Consider the following 14322-nt stretch of genomic DNA (forward strand, 5'->3'; position numbering starts at 1 on the left):
TTGTGCGATGTAGAGCAGGTGAAGGGAGCATGTGATGGCAGATGGGTTCGAAGAGATGGTGGACGCTGCATTGGCCTTTTTCGTGCAGTTGCAAGTTAACAATTCCAAGGCGTGGTTTGAGCCGCAAAAGGCACATTACAAAGAGGCCATTGCCGGACCTGCCGGGTTTTTCGCGGACTTGCTGGCCGAAGATATTGCGCGTCTGACTGGCCAAGCACACAGCCCCAAGGTTTTTCGCATCTACCGGGATGTTCGGTTTTCCAAGGACAAGACCCCGCTCAACACGCATTTGCATGTGATGTGGCAACCGGCGGATCGGGACGTGCTGGCGCCCAGTTGGTTCTGGGGGCTGTCACCTGACTATTTCGTTGTTGGGATGGGTGTGATGGGTCTGCAAGGCGAAGACCTCACGCGGTATCGGGCGTTTGTGGACAGTTGGGGTGACGGTTTGCAGGACGCGTTGCAGGGCGCAAACGACGGCATTGGTGCGACGATCAGTGATTGGGGTCCCGAGCCGCTCAAACGTGTGCCAAAACCCTATCCGCCGGACCACGCGCATGGTGACCTGATGAGGCGTAAGGCCTTGGCCCTTTCTGCACCGATGCCAGAGGACTGGCGTGTGCGCGGTGTGGTCAAGTCCACCGTTGATCACGTCCGTGCTCTGTTGCCTGTCTGGGAGATGTTTGAAAAACATCTGTGATTTTTTTCGGTGTGATGTCCATCCGGTGTGTTCCCGTTCGTCATAGCTATGAAAGCACTGTTGCTTTCGACTGTGACAAGGAGAAATCACAATGACCATTTGGACCATTCTGGCCGGGATCGGCGGCGTTGCAGCACTGGCGACCGCAGGCAGCCTGCTGTTGCCGCGCCATGTGCATGTTGAACGGACTGCGACCTTTCAGGGGACACCCGAGGCCGTTCTGTCGCTGGCGGCGTCCAACACCGGCTATCAGCGTTTCAACCCCTATCTGGCTGTAGACCCGGCCTTGCAGATCTCGCACTTCGGTCCAGATGCCGGTGTCGGTTCGGGTTTTGCCTTTGACGGAAAAGACGGCAAAGGCACGCAGGTTGTCGCCGCGATCACGGACAGTTCCGTGCGCTATGACATTGATATGGGTCCGATGGGCAAACCGACCCAAGCCATCGTCGTCAAACCGGCAGCCGAAGGTGTGCAAGTCACCTGGAGCATGGATGCGGACATGGGGTTCAATCCCGTGGGCCGCGTGATGGGGTTGTTCATGGACGGCATGATCGGCAAAACTTTTGAACAAGGCCTGGGCAATCTGGCCGCTGCAATCTGAGGGACTATTACAATGCGCTATACTTTTTTGCTTTATACCGACCCGGCTGATCTGGCTCACATGACCGAAGCGGACTGGGCTGCGGAAAAAGAAGTCTACGGCAGCTATATCGGTGCGCTGCACGCCGCGGGTGTGTTCGTGGACACCGATTGGCTGCAACCCGTTGCGACGGCGACCACTCTGACGCTCAAGGGCGGCACAAGGCAGGTCCAGGACGGTCCGTTCGCCGATACCAAGGAAACGCTGGGCGGATACTTTGTGGTGGACGTGCCTGACCTTGATGCGGCGATGACGTGGGCCGAGAAATGCCCGGCGGCCAAGACCGGCAAGGTCGAGATACGACCAACGGCCATGGGCGACGGGTGACCGACACAGCCCGCGCGGCGGAACATGCCGCGCGGGACAGCTATGGCCGGTTGCTCGCCTACCTTGCTGCGCGGACGCGCGACATCGGGCTGGCAGAGGACGCATTGTCCGACGCATTTGCCAAAGCATTGGAGGTCTGGGCACGGGAAGGCGTGCCAAACAACCCAGATGCGTGGTTGATGACGGTTGCGCGCAACCGCATGACGGATCGCCAGCGGCATGTGGCGCGATTTCACACGAATGATGAGGTGCCTGACATGCCTCTCCCCGAAACGGTTCAGTCTTTGCCGGATGAGCGGTTGGAGCTGTTGATGGTGTGTGCGCACCCCGCCATTGCGCGGGATTTGCACACGCCCCTTATGTTGCAAACGGTGCTGGGCATTGACGCGGGCCAGATTGCACGTTTGTTCATGGTGTCACCCGCTGCGTTGACCAAACGGTTGGGCCGGGCCAAGGCCAAGGTGCGCGATGCGGGCATACCCTTTGCCATACCTGGGCCCGAGGCGTTGCCGGACCGGGCCGGTGCCATACTAGAGGCGATTTATGCCGCCCACACCTTGGATTGGGTGGAACCAACCGACAGCGGTGGTGAAGAGGCGATTTATCTGGCGGATCTGCTTGTGCGTCTGCTGCCCGACTTTCCCGAAGTTATGGGCTTGGCCGCCTTGATCGGCTTTGGGCACGCGCGTCGTGATGCGCGGGTGGTTGATGGGGTTTTGGTGCCAACGGGCGCGCAGGACGTAGCGCTCTGGGACGGCAGTTTGCGCGCTTATGGTGACCGTATGCTGGCGCGCGCATTTGCGCATCACGCACCCGGTCGGTTTCAACTCGAAGCGGCGATACAACAGGTTCACATGGCGCGGGCCGACACGGGTGAGACTGACTGGGCCGCACTCAATCAGCTTTATCATGCGTTGTTGCGCGTTGCGCCGTCCGCCGGGGCGCTGGTCGCGCAGGCGGTGGTGACAGGTCGATTGCACGGCCCTGCGGCGGGACTGGAGGCTTTGGATGCGCTTGCGCCTCAGGTTGGTGCAGATCTGCAGCCGGTATGGGCAGCCCGCGCCAATTTTCTGTCGCAATTGAACGATCCGCGTGCTGGGCCAGCCTATGATCAGGCGATTGCTCGTGCCACGGATGTCAGCCTTGTGCGGTTTCTGGAACAACAGCGCCGCCGCCATTTAGATCGCATTTGAAGGAAATGACCCCAACCGGCGCAACCGGCTGTCAATCATTGGCGGGCATCAACAGGCCACGCGATGATTTCAGAATGGAGTTGGAATGCGTTGGATGCAGAGCCTGCGGGTATGTGGTCTGGGACTGATGGCGACCCCCCCTGTTTGGGCAGAGGCGTTGCCGATGGGCAGCCGTGGCAGTTTGTTGACACAGCGTGCGCCGATCGTTGCGATAACTCCCGTTGTCTCGCGTGCGTCGCCCAGCCTTTTTTCCGGAACCCAAGGCAAAAGCCTGCTGGCGCCACCCCCAGAACGCGCACGTCCGGCGCCGTCCCCCAGTGTTTTGCCCGGACCACGACGTGGTCCATTGAGTGACCTGCGCAGTTTGATCGCCAAGGCGGAAGCAGGATCCAAAGGATATGACGCCGTCCAATACGGCGCAGATATTCGTCCGTCTGCGCCGCCCACTGCGATGACGGTGCAAGAGATTTATGACTGGATTGATGACACGCCCGGACAGCCCCATGCGATTGGGCGATATCAGTTTATTCCGCCGACGCTGCGCCGTCTGGTCACCCGCCTCGGTGTGAGTACGCAGGTTCGGTTTTCACCACGATTGCAAGATCAGCTGGCCGATCTGTTGCTGGTTGAGGCTGGGCTGAACGCTTTCCTCGCGGGAGACATGCCGCGGCACCAATTCATGAATAACCTCGCCAAAATCTGGGCCGGGTTGCCGAATGATACGGGCAAGTCGCATTACCATGGATATGCGGGCAACAAGGCGACGATGACGTGGGCTTATTTCGATGCGCGAATGGCCCAGATTTTTCCGGGGTAATCAGTGGATTTTACCATGCGACATGGTAAGAAATCTGCTTGGGTCAGCGGTTGGGGGCGTAATTCTCAAACAGTGCATCCAACGTCCCGTCGTCCCTCATTTCCTCAACACTGTTTTTGTATGCGTTGGCAACGTCGTCATTTAGACCGGCGCTCGCCACGAGAAAGATGGGCACCTCGCGCACAGTTTGCCCAAGCGTCATTGGCTGCGACACTTCGAGTTGCGCCCAAAACTGCTGCATCGTGTGCCCGTTCTGAAACCACGCATCCACGCGACCAGCGGCCAACATCCTACTGCTGGATTCTGGCGACACTGTTCTGACCAGATTGCTGAAGCCAAGGTTGCTCAGCATCGCATCGGCTGTGGTTCCGCTTTCTATCGCGATGGAGCCTAGAGCGCGCGCAGCGTCCAGCGAATCCACTGAGTCGGAAATGGTTGCAAAACGCAGCTTGGCGCTGTGAATTTCGATGAGCCATCTGAATTCGTTGTTGTGCCGTTTCCCAAAGAACAGGGCAGGCATCAAAACCTCGTCTTGACTGCGCAGGGCCAGCATCGCCCGTTCGAACGGCATGAAGGTTATATCGAGTTGGCGTCCATTGCGTCGTGCGGCCTCTTGCAGGACTTCTATGGCATAGCCCGGTCGCTCACTGTTCCCCTCGTTCATCAACGGCGCATAGTTGGCGGCGACGATGCGGTCCACCGTCTGCGCATGAACGGGAAACGCGAACATAGTGACCAAAAAGGTCCAGAAAGACACCGTTCGGAACCACAGACGCATTCGAAACCCTCCCTTTTTGGCCAAAACTGCGCGCACCGATCAACCAAGATCGTTGAGCATCGGAGACTAGGCTCATTCAGTCAACCATCGGTTAACGCGGCCCGTACATCTGCGAAAGCAAAAGGGCCCCGGCAAAGGGGGCCCTTTCGAAGTCTGGTTGTCGTTGAGGCTTATTGAGGAATGTCGCCCTCGATCCCTTCGACGTAGAAGTTCATGCCAGCCAGCGTACCGTCATCTGCGGTCTCGCCCTCGGCAAGGAACGGCGAGCCGTCTTGCTTGTTCAACGGGCCGGTGAACGCGTGATAGGACCCGTCGGCCAGTGCGGCTTTCATCGCCAGTGCTTCGGCTTTGACGTCCTCAGGAACGGCGTCCGAAATCTCGCCGATGCCGACCATGCCAGCGCCGATGCCATCCCAGGTGTCCTTGCTTTCCCAGGTGCCGTCCATGACCGCCTGTGTGCGCGCGATGTAGTACGGTGCCCAATCGTCAATGATCGAGGACACGCGGGGGAAGGGGGCGTACTGACCCATGTCCGAGGCCTGACCAAAGGTAATCACGCCCCCTGCTTCTTGGGCTGCGGCTTGCGGTGCGGTCGAATCCGTGTGTTGCAAGACCACGTCAGCGCCCTGTTCGATCAGAACCTTGGCGGCGTCTGCTTCTTTTGCGGGGTCAAACCATGTGTAGACCCAGATGATCTTGAATTCGACGTCGGGGTTCACTTTGGCGGCATGGATATAGGCAGAGTTGATGCCCCGGATCACTTCGGGGATCGGGAAGGACCCGATGTATCCAATGACATTCGACTTGGTCATCTTGCCAGCGATGTGGCCTTGGATCGCGCGCCCTTCGTAGAACCGTGCCGAGTATGTCGACACATTCGGGTGCAGGCGTTTGTAGCCGGTGGCGTGCTCAAATTTCACGTCCGGGAACTTGGCCGCGACGTTGTTTGTCGGGTCCATGTAACCAAAGGACGTGGTAAAGATGAGGTCAGCCCCGTCCAGCGCCATCTGCGTCATCACACGTTCGCTGTCCGGGCCTTCGGCCACGTTTTCAACAAACACGGTTTCGACCTTGTCGCCAAACTCCGCCTCAACCGCGAGGCGGCCTTGGTCATGCTCGTAGGTCCAGCCGCCGTCGCCGACCGGGCCAACATATACGAAACCAACCTTGGTCTTTTCATGCCCGTCCGCCAGCGCCGCGCCGCCGAGGCCCAGCACCATGGCAGCACTTGCCAACAGTGTTGTAAATTTCATCTCAGGTCTTCTCCCCGTTTAGGTGCGCCTCTTATCCCGAGGCGTGGAATGTGCGCCCCAGCGAGCCGGGGGCGCGAGATTTGTCTGCGCTCAGAATCACCAGCACGATGATCGTCACGACGTAGGGGGACATTGCCAAATACTCGACCGGAATAGCAACGCCTGCGCCTTGCAGGTTCAACTGCAGTTGGGTGATCCCGCCAAAAAGATAGGCACCCAAAAGCACGCGCCAGGGCTTCCAGCTGGCAAATACAACCAGGGCGAGGGCAATCCAGCCGACACCTGCCGTCATCCCTTCGGTCCATTGCGGCACACGTATCAGCGAAATGTAGGCACCACCCAGCCCCGCACAGGCCCCGCCAAAGAGTATGGCGAGCGTGCGGATACGTTTGACCTTGTAGCCCAGTGCGTGGGCTGCGTCGTGGTTCTCGCCCACGGCGCGCAACACCAACCCGACGCGTGTGAACGTCAGAACGGCCCATGTGGCGGCGACAATCGCGAGGCCCAGATACACGATAAGGTCATGCCCAAAAACAATGGGACCAATGACCGGAATGTCGGCCAACGGGCCGAGCGGTGTGGTCTCGGTTCGGGGCGGTTTGATCCCGACATAGCTTTGGCCCATAAGCGCCGACAGCCCCAGTCCAAAGAGTGTCAAGGCAAGGCCAGACGCGACCTGATTGGCCAGAGCAACTTGCGTCAAAAACGCAAATAGCAGCGAAAGGACCGCGCCACCTACCGCCGCCGCTATGAACCCGATTGTGGGCGACCCGGTATTCACCGTGATGATGAAACCGCACACCGCGCCCGTGATCATCATCCCTTCGACGCCAAGGTTCAGCACCCCGGCGCGTTCGACGACAAGCTCACCGATGGCCGCCAGCAGGATGGGCGTCGCCGCCGCGATCATCGCCGCGATCAGGAGGATGGGGTTGATGGCGGATAGGTCCATCTAGTGCTCCCTTCGCAAGCAACGGACCATGGTGTCCGGATAGGTGTGTCTTTGTAAGTTGAGGACAATGACATCGTCTTGAAACAGCAATGAGAATGCGCGCACCTCTTGTGTTGTGCTGGCGGGTCTGACCAGAATTGGGTCGTCGTAGGAAGACCTCGCATGGCCAATCATCGCGATTTGTTCTTCGGTTTCAATCCAATGCCCGGACCAGGACCAAGCCTGATACGACTTTTGCTCACGCATTGCCCTAGCAGAGAATCGGCCACCCTCGACAAGTGCCAGCCGAAACTGCATGTCCGAGATGCCCAATACCGTATCCTGCGTCGACAATGCGGCATCACAGACCCAAATGGTCGCCTGTGCTGCACTCGAAATCAACATGAAGGCAAGGGCAAGGCACCACCGCATCACGCCACCTCCGCCGTTCCAAACCGCACGCGGTAGTTTGTCAGCACATCCAGCGCCAACAGGAAAAACAACAGCATCCCCTGGAACACCTGAATGGCCGCTGCAGGCAAACCCAATTGCGACTGCGCAATGTCGCCGCCAATGTAGGTCAGCGCCATCAGCAACCCTGCGGCCACAATGCCAAGCGGGTTCAGACGGCCCAGAAACGCCACGATGATTGCCGTGAACCCATAGCCCACATTAAAATCAATACTGATCTGGCCGGACGGACCGGACACTTCGAACATGCCCGCGAGACCCGCCAAAAGACCCGACATCCCGAGGCAGAACAGCACCAAACGCGCGGGGTTCACACCACCAAATTTCGCCGCGCGGGGCGCTTCGCCCGTCACGCGAATGGCAAATCCCAACCGGTGCCGCGTCAGCAGGACATAGGCAAAGATCACAGCAATCAGCGCCGCGACGACACCCCAATGCATGCCCGTTCCGGCAATGATCTCGGCATTATGCGCTGATCCGTATTGTTGAAGGTTGCGCGATCCCGGAAACCCGAAGCCTTCGGGATTTTTCAACAGTCCCAACGACATGGAGGCCAGTAACTGCTCGGCCACATATACCAGCATCAGCGACACCAAAATTTCATTGGTGCCAAACTTGACCTTCAAAACCGCCGGTATCATCGCCCAGGCCCAACCACCCAACGCCCCTGCCAACACCATCAGCGGAAAGATCAGAACGCTCTCGGTCGGATAAAACGCCAGACCAGCACCCGCCCCGCAAATGGCTCCGACGATGTACTGGCCTTCGGCCCCGATGTTCCAGATGCCTGCCCGAAACCCCAAGGCCAGGCCAATGGCAATCAGCACCAGCGGCGCGCCCTTGATCAACAGTTGCGGCCTGTAAAAGAACGCAAACTCACCAAATATCGGCTCCCAGAAAATCGTCGCAATCGCTTCCAGTGGGTCCTTGCCCAGAACAGCAAACAACACGCCGCCAAAAATCATCGTCAACACAACCGCGAGTACGGGCGTGGCATAGGCCATCAGGGCCGAGGGTTGCGGACGCGCCTCAATGCGGATCATCGCGCCAGCCTTTCATTGTTCCAAAAATATGCACGCAATGACGGCTCAGACATGTGCAACCTCCATCCCATGCGCGCCACCGAGCATCAGGCCAATCTGTTCAACGTCCAGCCCCGCAGTTGGACGCGGGGCCGACAACTGTCCTTCGTTCAATGCGGCAAACCGATCCGAAATCTCCATCAACTCGTCGAGATCTTGAGAAATCACCACCACTGCCGCACCGCCTGCTGCCAAGTCTAGTAGCGCCTGTCGGATCGCAGCCGCAGCAGCGGCATCCACGCCCCACGTGGGCTGGTTCACCACCAAAACGTCTGGCTTCTGCAGCACCTCGCGTCCGATAACAAACTTCTGCAAATTGCCGCCAGACAGCGACCGGGCCGCGTTTTCTGGCCCCGGTGTGCGCACGTCAAAATCTGAAATGATCCGCTGCGCAAAGGCGCGCGTTTTGGCCCAATCCAGCAATCCGCGGCGGGCCAAACCTTCGCGCGCCGCACCGGTCAACATGGCGTTTTCGGTCAGCGACATGTTTGGGGCCGCGGCGTGACCCAGCCGTTCCTCCGGCGCCGACAACACCCCCAGGCCACGCCGCGCTTCTGGTCCAATGCCGTGCATATCGCGACCCTGAAAGGCGACCATTCCGGGCCCCGCAGCCAATTCGCCGGACAAAACGGCCAAGAGTTCGTCCTGGCCGTTTCCTGCGACCCCACCGATGCCCAGCACCTCGCCTACATGAACGTCAAATGTCACGTCGCGCAGTGCCATACCAAATGCGGACGGGGATGCGGCAGACAGGCCCGTCACAGCAAGCGCTACATCGCCGGTGCTATGCGATGATGCTTTGGGCGTTGTCAGCGTGCTGCCAACCATCAGTTCGGCCATGTCACGTGCCGAGGTATCGCGGGGCACACATGTGCCGACGACTTTGCCTCCGCGCAGGATCGTCGCCGCGTCGCACAGCGCCCGGATCTCTTCCAACTTGTGAGAAATGTAGAGGATCGCGGTGCCTTCGGCGCTCAGTTTGCGCAGAGTTTCGAATAGAATTTCGACCTCTTGCGGCGTCAGCACCGAGGTCGGTTCATCCATGATCAACAGCTTGGGATCCTGCAGCAGGCAGCGAATGATCTCGACCCGTTGCCGCTCCCCGGCAGACAGATCCCCGACCGTTCTGTCCGGTGACAGGGGTAAACCGTAGGTGTCCGATACTTCGAGGATACGTGCGGCCAATGTCCGCATGGGCGGCGGTGTTTCCATACCGAGGGCGATGTTTTCGGCAACGGACAGAGCGTCGAAAAGCGAAAAGTGTTGAAACACCATGCCGACGCCAGCACCGCGCGCGGCACGCGGGTCGCTGGGTGCAAACGTGCTGCCTTGCATCTCCATTTGGCCGGCGTCCGGCTTGACCAGCCCATATATCATCTTGACCAGAGTGGATTTCCCAGCCCCGTTTTCACCGAGCAACGCGTGAATTTCTCCTGGCGCAATAGCCAAAGACACATCGTCATTGGCCACAACACCGGGATAGGCTTTGGTGAGCCCGCGCAGGGCAAGCAGGTCAGTCACGCGCGTCTCTCCATTGGTCGTTTCTCTGATTGCAGTGACAGTGCTAGCCGATGCGCCACCCCAACCGCAATCATATGCGGGTGTTTCCCCAATGCCGGGTCGCCGATCGGGCAGATGATGCGCGCAATTTGCGCAGGGGTGTGCCCCAACGCGGCCAGCCGTTTGCGAAAACGGGCCCATTTCGTTGCCGATCCAATCAGCCCGCATGTATCGAAGCCGTGGGACAGCAACGCATAGCAAAGCGCCAAATCCAGATCATGCGAATATGTCAGGATCAAGTGGTGCGCATCGCGCGGTGCGTGAGGTGCCAATACGGCAGGGTCTGCTGCGGGCACGCAGGTCACGGCTTGTGGTACATCGGCAGGGAAACGATCAGGCGCCGTATCCACCCAAGTGATCGCAACGCCCGGCATTTTGTGCACAACATCGACCAATGCGCGTCCGACATGCCCCGCGCCCCAAACCCACAGATGATGCGGGGTTGCAGCGACGGGTTCCACCATCCATCCGTCGACCAGTTGCGCCAACGGCAGCGTGCCTTGGCCCCGTGCCGCGCGCAACAGGCGGGTGACGCCCAGCGGCATGTCACCTGATCCGCGCGCGATCACATCTTCGGGCAGAGCCTGCGCGCGTTTCAGATCATATATCTCGCTCAGCACCTCAACGGCGCCGCCGCAACATTGCCCCATATCCGGTCCAAGCGCGTGACGGCTGAGACTGTCCTTGTGCAAATGCCGTGCTGATTTCGCCAATTGGTATTCCAATGCGCCGCCACCAATTGTGCCGGATTGCCCATCCGCCCAGACCAACATTGCCGCACCGACCTCACGCGGGGTAGACCCGTGTACTGCGGCCACAACGACGCGGATCACACGCCCATGCGCCTCGCACGCGGCGATCAGGCCCGCGCGGTCAAACATCGCCACGCGCCGTGTGCACGGCCCTTAGCACTGCCTCAGGTGTCGCAGGCGCGTCGAGATCGGGGTAATGCGGCCCACATGCAGCAGCGGCATCGTTGAGCGCGAGAAAGGCAGAAATCCCAAGCATCAGAGGCGGTTCGCCAACTGCTTTGGATTTGTAGATGGTGTCTGCGGCGTTCTCACCATCCCATAGGGCCACATTGAAAATAGCGGGGCGGTCACCGCAGGCCGGGATTTTGTAGGTCGATGGTGCATGGGTGCGCAATCGGCCCTGATCGTCCCATACCAACTCTTCGGTGGTGAGCCATCCGGCACCCTGCACATAGCCGCCTTCGATCTGGCCGATGTCCAGCGCCGGGTTCAGTGACGCGCCCGCGTCGTGCAGGATATCGGCGCGTAAAATACGGTTTTCCCCGGTCAGCGTATCTATCACCACCTCAGTCACTGCCGCACCGTAGGCAAAATAGAAAAATGGGCGGCCATGCCCTTTGATCCGGTCCCATTTGATGTCCGGTGTCTTGTAGAAACCGGTGGCCGATAGGCTGATGCGCGCCTCATATGTCAGGGTGGCGGCCTCGGTAAAGCTCAGGTCGGCTGCTCCGGCGCGCACGCGGCCCTCTGCAAACAAGACATCTTCCGCCGCGCATTGATGCAGTTGTGCGATGTGTTCAGCCATACGGTCGCGGATTGTGTCGCAAGCGGCCTTGACCGCCATGCCGTTTAAATCACTGCCCGACGAGGCTGCCGTGGCGGATGTGTTTGGCACCTTGGCGGTGTCGGTCGCCGTGATCTTGACCGCCTCAAGCGGTACACCAAACCTTGATGCCGCAACCTGGGCCACCTTCTGAAAAAGGCCCTGACCCATTTCGGTGCCGCCGTGGTTCAGGTGGATAGAGCCATCCGCATAGACATGCACCAGAGCCCCGGCCTGATTGAGGTGTGTGAGGGTAAAGCTGATGCCGAATTTCACGGGCGTGAGCGCAATACCCTTTTTGAGGATCGTGTTTGCCGCGTTCCAGTCAGCGACCGCAGCACGACGGGCGTCGTAGCTGGCGCTGTCTCGCAACTTTGCCACCAGAGCATCGCCGACAAAGTCATCGACAACCTGGCCATAGGGCGTCGTCTGCGATTTCGCCGGTGCCTCTGCGCCATAGAAATTCGCCATGCGCACAGCCAGTGGATCAAGGCCCAGATGTCCCGCGACATGGTCCACGATACGCTCCATGCCCAGCATGCCCTGAGGTCCGCCAAAGCCGCGAAATGCAGTTGCGGACTGCGTGTTGGTGCGCAAACGGTGGCTTTCGATCCGCACATGCGGCAGCCAGTATGCGTTGTCGGCATGCAGCATCGCGCGGTCGGCCACGGGCAATGACAGGTCCATGGCCCAGCCACAGCGTGTGTAGTGCCGCACGTCGAGGCCAGTGATCCTACCCGCGTCGTCAAAGCCTACATCGTAGTCGATGCGAAAATCGTGCCGTTTGCCGGTCACGGTCATATCGTCGTCGCGGTCGTATCGCATCTTGCAGGTGCGACCGGTGGCCCGTGCTGCCACGGCACAGGCGACGGCCAATGCGTTGCCCTGGCTTTCCTTGCCGCCGAACCCACCGCCCATGCGGCGCGTTTCGACCCGTACGGCATGCATGGGGCGACCGATGGCATCCGCGACTTTGTGCTGTATCTCGGTTGGATGCTGTGTGGACGAGATGATGTGCATATCGCCATCTTCGCCGGGCATGGCCAGTGCGGCCTGACCCTCGAGATAGAAATGCTCCTGCCCGCCGATTTCGATCTGGCCGGTCAGACGATGGGCCGCACCGCCAAGTGCCTGGGCAACATCGCCGCGTGCGTAAATGCGTGGTCCGTCCTCAAAGCGGGCGTCCGCGGCCAATGCATCCTCGATGCTCAGGATTGGCGCGACGGGTGCAATATCAACCTGTGCCAACCTCGCCGCGTGGCGTGCTTGCAGGTGACTGTGGGCAATCACAAGGAATAGGGGTTGTCCCACATAGTGAACCTCACCAGTGGCCAACAGAGGCTCATCATGTGCGGATGGCGAGACGTCATTGGCAGAGGGCAGGTCGTCCGCGATCAGGACAGAGACCACGCCGGGTGCCGCGCGTACCTGCGTCAGATCCATCGCGGTGATGCGGCCACGGGCGGCGTCGCTGAGACCAAAGGCCAAGTGTAAAGTCCCAGCCGGCGTGGGCGTGTCGTCGACATAGCGCGCGGCGCCTGTGACATGCAGATGTGCGGCGTCGTGGGGCAGGGGTCGTGAGACGCTCATGCCGTCACCGCATGCAGGTTTGTGGCCTGCCCATCGCCTTCGGCCCAAGCACGCCACAGCATGTTGCGCGCCGCTTCCATCCGGTAGGCAGCCGAGGCGCGCATGTCGGACAGCGGTTCGAAGTCCTGTTCCAGCGCCGTCATTGCCGATTTCACGCGGCTGGCATTCCAAGGCTGGCCCCGCAGTGCGGCTTCGGCTTGTTTGGCGCGTTTGGGGGTGCCGGCCATACCGCCAAAGGCCAGACGCACGTCTGCCACTTGTCCATTCTCAACGACGATCCAAAAACAACCACAGACGGCCGATATGTCCTGATCGAACCGTTTTGACAGTTTGTAGCATTTCAACGCATCGGGGAGCTTGGGCAGTGTAATGGCTTCGACAAATTCGTTTTTGGCCCGGTCTTGTTGTCCGTAGGAGACAAAGAAATCTTTGAGCAGCATTGCACGTGGGCCGTCTATGGAACGCAGGTGGAGCGTGGCCCCCAAAGCTATGAGCGCGGGTATGCCGTCGCCAATTGGCGAGCCGTTGGCCACATTGCCGCCGATCGTGGCCGCATTGCGGACCTGGACAGAGCCATATCGCCTGATCAATTCGGCAAAAGCGGGGTAATGCGGCGCGATGGCTGTTTGCAGATCGGTGAGCGTGGTGGTTGCGCCAATTCGGATCGTGTTGTCGGTCACCGTGACGCCTGCGAGCTCTGGGATACGGTTCAGGAACGCCGTTTTGCCCAGGTCTCGAAAGTCCTTGGTGACCCAGAGACCCACATCCGTGGCACCCGCGATCAACGTGCCATCGGGGTTTTGATCCAGCCAATGTGCGAGTGCGTCGGGGGTTGTTGGGGGCTCCGCCCCCGCCTGCGGCTCCCCCGAGGTATTTTGCGCGAAAGGAAGTGAGGTATCGCGCATGTGGTCAGGCACTGGGGCTGCTTGCGCAGCTTGGGCCGCCCGGATGATCGGTGCGTAGCCTGTGCAACGGCACAGGTTGCCCGCAAGTTGGGTGTCGTGGTCGGTGGCGCCGTTCAGATGTGCTGCGGCCATGGTGGTGACAAAACCGGGTGTGCAAAAGCCGCACTGCGAACCGTGGTGTTCGATCATGGCCTGTTGGACAGGGTGCAGGGTGTCGTCGGGCGCGGCAACGCCTTCGACTGTGCGCACGGCCTTTCCGTGTATTTGGGGGACAAAAAGGATGCACGCATTCAGCGCGCGCACACCATTTGCGTCGGTGATGATGACGGAACAGGCCCCGCAGTCGCCTTCGTTACATCCCTCTTTGGTGCCCGTGAGGTTGGGGTGCTCTCGGAGCCAATCCAGCAATGTCGTTGTGGGTGACGTTTCTGCCGTGATCTCGCTTCCGTTCAGAAGAAAGGTCGTACGCATGGTGTGTTGTGCCCGCCGCGGTACCAATG

General features: G+C 59.9%; 14 protein-coding genes. 5 read left to right on the forward strand and 9 right to left on the reverse strand.

Translation table 11 applies throughout. The features are described 5' to 3' along the window. The first annotated feature begins 34 nt into the window (after positions 1-34). The 5 genes from Q0936_RS03515 to Q0936_RS03535 all read left to right on the forward strand — a co-directional run bounded on the left by Q0936_RS03515 (position 35) and on the right by Q0936_RS03535 (position 3677). Complete coding sequence (locus Q0936_RS03515; protein ID WP_299292471.1) at positions 35-700, forward strand: TIGR02453 family protein; 666 nt, start codon at positions 35-37, stop codon at positions 698-700. Between the two features lie 91 nt (positions 701-791). Beyond that, on the forward strand, positions 792-1301 hold the full coding sequence (locus Q0936_RS03520; RefSeq protein WP_299292474.1) for an SRPBCC family protein: 510 nt from the start codon (positions 792-794) through the stop codon (positions 1299-1301). A gap of 12 nt (positions 1302-1313) precedes the next feature. Then, on the forward strand, positions 1314-1667 hold the full coding sequence (locus Q0936_RS03525) for a YciI family protein (protein WP_299292476.1): 354 nt from the start codon (positions 1314-1316) through the stop codon (positions 1665-1667). Further along, positions 1664-2860: a DUF6596 domain-containing protein gene (locus Q0936_RS03530; protein ID WP_299292478.1), complete on the forward strand. Its 1197-nt coding sequence runs from the start codon at positions 1664-1666 to the stop codon at positions 2858-2860. The genes Q0936_RS03525 and Q0936_RS03530 overlap by 4 nt, the downstream gene beginning before the upstream one ends. 346 nt (positions 2861-3206) lie before the next feature. Then, positions 3207-3677, forward strand: coding sequence for a hypothetical protein (locus tag Q0936_RS03535; protein ID WP_299292480.1), 471 nt, complete (start codon positions 3207-3209; stop codon positions 3675-3677). Positions 3678-3720: 43 nt separating this feature from the next. On the opposite strand, the gene Q0936_RS03540 is transcribed toward Q0936_RS03535, so the two are convergent. The 9 genes from Q0936_RS03540 to xdhA form a co-directional block, all read right to left on the reverse strand. Continuing rightward, positions 3721-4455: a transporter substrate-binding domain-containing protein gene (locus tag Q0936_RS03540; protein ID WP_299292482.1), complete on the reverse strand. Its 735-nt coding sequence runs from the start codon at positions 4453-4455 to the stop codon at positions 3721-3723. Positions 4456-4625: 170 nt separating this feature from the next. Next, the gene (locus tag Q0936_RS03545) at positions 4626-5708 is read right to left on the reverse strand and encodes a BMP family ABC transporter substrate-binding protein (RefSeq protein WP_299138254.1); all 1083 of its coding nucleotides are present in this window, start codon (positions 5706-5708) and stop codon (positions 4626-4628) included. A 31-nt stretch (positions 5709-5739) separates the two neighbouring features. Next, on the reverse strand, positions 5740-6660 hold the full coding sequence (locus Q0936_RS03550) for an ABC transporter permease (protein WP_299292484.1): 921 nt from the start codon (positions 6658-6660) through the stop codon (positions 5740-5742). Beyond that, the gene (locus Q0936_RS03555; RefSeq protein WP_299377869.1) at positions 6661-7071 is read right to left on the reverse strand and encodes a hypothetical protein; all 411 of its coding nucleotides are present in this window, start codon (positions 7069-7071) and stop codon (positions 6661-6663) included. Continuing rightward, on the reverse strand, positions 7071-8153 hold the full coding sequence (locus Q0936_RS03560; RefSeq protein WP_299292488.1) for an ABC transporter permease: 1083 nt from the start codon (positions 8151-8153) through the stop codon (positions 7071-7073). Before Q0936_RS03560 ends, Q0936_RS03555 begins: the two co-directional genes overlap by 1 nt. Before the next feature lie 45 nt (positions 8154-8198). After that, positions 8199-9713 carry an ABC transporter ATP-binding protein gene (locus Q0936_RS03565; protein WP_299292490.1) on the reverse strand — a complete coding sequence of 505 codons (1515 nt, stop codon included), beginning with the start codon at positions 9711-9713 and terminating at the stop codon, positions 8199-8201. Beyond that, complete coding sequence (gene xdhC, locus Q0936_RS03570) at positions 9710-10633, reverse strand: xanthine dehydrogenase accessory protein XdhC (protein WP_299292492.1); 924 nt, start codon at positions 10631-10633, stop codon at positions 9710-9712. The genes Q0936_RS03565 and xdhC overlap by 4 nt, the downstream gene beginning before the upstream one ends. Beyond that, on the reverse strand, positions 10626-12917 hold the full coding sequence (gene xdhB, locus Q0936_RS03575) for a xanthine dehydrogenase molybdopterin binding subunit (RefSeq protein ID WP_299292494.1): 2292 nt from the start codon (positions 12915-12917) through the stop codon (positions 10626-10628). The genes xdhC and xdhB overlap by 8 nt, the downstream gene beginning before the upstream one ends. After that, complete coding sequence (gene xdhA / locus Q0936_RS03580) at positions 12914-14293, reverse strand: xanthine dehydrogenase small subunit (RefSeq protein ID WP_299377872.1); 1380 nt, start codon at positions 14291-14293, stop codon at positions 12914-12916. Before xdhA ends, xdhB begins: the two co-directional genes overlap by 4 nt. Positions 14294-14322 lie beyond the last annotated feature (29 nt).

It is taken from the genome of uncultured Tateyamaria sp. (genome assembly GCF_947488715.1).
GTDB lineage: Bacteria > Pseudomonadota > Alphaproteobacteria > Rhodobacterales > Rhodobacteraceae > Tateyamaria.